The sequence below is a fragment of the Bradyrhizobium sp. genome, assembly GCF_016462955.1.
GTDB lineage: Bacteria > Pseudomonadota > Alphaproteobacteria > Rhizobiales > Xanthobacteraceae > Bradyrhizobium.
In genome coordinates this window covers 13,137-15,819 of record NZ_JAEMSD010000116.1, presented here as the reverse complement: position 1 = coordinate 15,819, position 2,683 = coordinate 13,137, and the positions used below count along the sequence as shown (strand labels likewise).

Sequence of the window (2,683 nt, the reverse complement as noted above, 5' to 3'; positions counted from 1 at the left end):
TTTTACAACCAGGCGCAGATGTCTTCGCAGGGCATTCCGCAGATCGCCATCGTGATGGGCTCCTGCACCGCTGGCGGCGCCTATGTGCCGGCGATGTCGGACGAGAGCATCATCGTGCGCAACCAGGGCACCATCTTTCTCGGAGGGCCGCCGCTGGTGAAGGCTGCGACCGGTGAAGTCGTCAGCGCGGAAGAACTCGGCGGCGCCGACGTGCATTCGCGCCAGTCCGGCGTGACCGATCATTACGCGCAGAACGATGCCCATGCGATCGGCATCGCGCGGCGCATCGTCGGCACGCTGAAGCCGCCGGCGCGGCCGAACCTCAACATGCATGCGCCGCGCGATCCGCTGTTCGCGGCCGAGGAGATCTACGGCGTGGTGCCGGTCGACGGCCGCAAGCCGTTCGACGTGCGCGACATCATCGCGCGCGTCGTGGATGGCTCGGAGTTCGACGAGTTCAAGAAGCTCTACGGCACGACGCTGGTATGCGGCTTCGCCCACATCTGGGGTTATCCAGTCGGCATCATCGCCAACAACGGCATCCTGTTCAGCGAAAGCTCGCTGAAGGGTGCGCATTTCATCGAGCTGTGCTGCCAGCGCGGCATTCCCCTGGTGTTCCTGCAGAACATCACCGGCTTCATGGTGGGCAAGAAGTACGAGGCCGGCGGCATCGCCCGCGACGGCGCCAAGCTGGTGACGGCGGTCGCGACGGCCTCGGTGCCGAAATTCACGGTGGTGATCGGCGGCTCCTACGGCGCCGGCAATTACGGCATGTGCGGCCGCGCCTACTCGCCGCGCTTCCTCTGGATGTGGCCGAACGCGCGCATCTCGGTCATGGGCGGCGAGCAGGCGTCGATGGTGCTGAGCCAGGTCCGCCGCGACAACATCGAAGCCAAGGGTGATAGCTGGTCCCGGGAAGAGGAAGACAAGTTCCGCGAACCCATCCGCGCGCAATATGAGAGCCAGGGGCATCCGTATTACGCGACCGCGCGGCTGTGGGACGACGGCGTGATCGATCCGGCCGACACGCGCCTTGTGCTCGGCCTCGGCCTCTCGGCAGCGTCGAATGCGCCGATCGAGCCGACGAAATTCGGCCTGTTCAGGATGTGATGCGATGGACCGCTCAAAGCTCTACCGGCGTTTTCGCACCCTCCTGATCGCCAACCGCGGCGAGATCGCCTGCCGCGTCATCCGCACCGCGCGCGCCATGGGGCTGCGCACCGTCGCGGTCTATTCCGAGGCCGATCGCGACGCCATGCATGTCGCGCTCGCCGATGAAGCCGTGCTGCTCGGGCCGGCGCGGGCGCGCGACAGCTATCTCAACATCGAGCGCTTGATCGAGGCCGCGCGCAAGACCGGCGCGGAGGCCGTGCATCCCGGCTACGGCTTCCTGTCGGAGAATGCCGAGTTCGCGCAGGCCTGCTATGACGCCGGCCTCGTCTTTGTCGGCCCGACCGCCGCGATGATGAACGCGATGGGCTCGAAGTCCGGCTCGAAGGCGCTGATGGAAAAGGCCGGCGTGCCGCTGGTGCCGGGCTATCACGGCGAGGCCCAGGACGAGGCGACGCTGGCGAAGGCGGCGGACAAGATCGGCTTCCCGATCCTGGTGAAAGCGTCCGCCGGCGGCGGCGGCCGCGGCATGCGCATCGTGCGCTCCGCCGACGAGCTTGCGCCCGCGATCGTCAGTGCCAAGCGCGAGGCCAAGGCCGCGTTCGGCGACGACCGCATGTTGATCGAAAAATATGTCGACAACCCCCGGCATATCGAGGTGCAGGTCATCGGTGACAGCCACGGCAATCTGCTCTCGCTGTTCGAGCGCGAATGCACGCTGCAGCGCCGGCACCAGAAGGTGATCGAGGAGGCGCCGTCGCCGACCCTCAATGCAGCGCAGCGCGAGACGGTCTGTGCCGCCGCGCGAAAGGCGGCGGGCGCGGTGAATTATGTCGGTGCCGGCACCATCGAGTTCGTCTCCGACGGCAAGGACGTGTTCTTCATCGAGATGAACACGCGCCTCCAGGTCGAGCATCCCGTCACCGAGCTGATCACCGGGATCGATCTCGTCGAGTGGCAGCTGCGCGTCGCCTTCGGCGAGGCGCTGCCGCTGAGGCAGGACGAGATCAAGCTCAACGGCCATGCGGTCGAGGCGCGTGTCTATGCCGAGAACCCGACCAAGAACTTCATGCCATCGGTCGGCCGGATCTCGACCTGGCGGCTACCGGCGGAAACAGGGGGCTTGCGCATCGACGCCGGCTATCGCGAGGGTGACAGCGTCTCACCGTATTATGACGCCATGCTCGCCAAGATGATCGCCTGGGCGCCGACGCGGGACGTCGCGATCGAGCGACTGAATCGCGGCCTGGAGGAGTCCGACGTCCGCGGCATCGTCACCAACATCCCGTTCCTGTCGGCGCTGATGACGCATCCCAAGGTGCGGGCCAATGCGATCGACACCGGCTTCATCGAGCGCGAACTGGCGGTGCTGACCGCGGCGGCTCCGGCGCCGGGCGAACTCGAGCTGTGTGCGGCGGTGGCCGCTGTTGTCAACGAGGAGCAGCAGGCGGCCCGTGCGCAGGCGAATTCGCCCTGGCAAACTTTCGGCTGGCAGCCGGTCGGCCGCCGCCAGCGCGGCTTTGCCTTCCGTGTCGGTCACGGGCCCGAGCAGAAGATTACGCTGAACTACGGC

General features: G+C 66.7%; 2 protein-coding genes. Both read left to right on the top strand.

Translation table 11 applies throughout. The features are described 5' to 3' along the window. A partial coding sequence (locus JHD07_RS14680; protein ID WP_291623323.1) for a carboxyl transferase domain-containing protein occupies nt 1-1,110 on the top strand: 1,110 nt, incomplete at its 5' end. 4 nt (nt 1,111-1,114) lie between these two features. Next, the coding region (locus tag JHD07_RS14675) for an acetyl-CoA carboxylase biotin carboxylase subunit (protein ID WP_291623321.1) at nt 1,115-2,683 on the top strand (1,569 nt) is incomplete at its 3' end.